The organism is Bacillus sp. SIMBA_031, from assembly GCF_046535225.1.
In the GTDB taxonomy this organism is placed as follows: Bacteria; Bacillota; Bacilli; order Bacillales; family Bacillaceae; genus Bacillus; species Bacillus velezensis.
In genome coordinates this window covers 1-300 of the sequence record NZ_JAWRXC010000120.1, presented here as the reverse complement: position 1 = coordinate 300, position 300 = coordinate 1, and the positions used below count along the sequence as shown (strand labels likewise).

Annotated in this window: 1 protein-coding gene; it reads left to right on the top strand. The window is 37.3% G+C overall.

What is annotated here, in order from left to right:
* Positions 1 to 300, top strand: a 300-nt coding sequence (locus SB724_RS19755) for a hypothetical protein (protein WP_410572497.1), incomplete at both ends; no start/stop codon positions are given.

The following is a 300-nucleotide window of genomic DNA, read 5'->3' as shown; positions in this document are numbered from 1 at the left end:
CAAGCAAGATAGGCCAATAGCAACACGTGATGCCATACTAAAAACAAAGGGGCAATGGCTATTTACCAAGTATGATTCTTATGGTAGAGTCGCATTTACAGGTATTGCTTCAGGAGGAGAAAGAAGTATGGAGCAGACAAATGCAAGCGCTTTTGGAATCAATAACGTAAAAAGGACTCAAAATATTTCTTTTAATCGAGAAGGAATGGATGTGTATTACGACCAGAACAATACATATCCTTCCGCTGGTTTGCTAAAAATTTTATCTGTCAATTATTATGACAGCTATCCAGCATATAG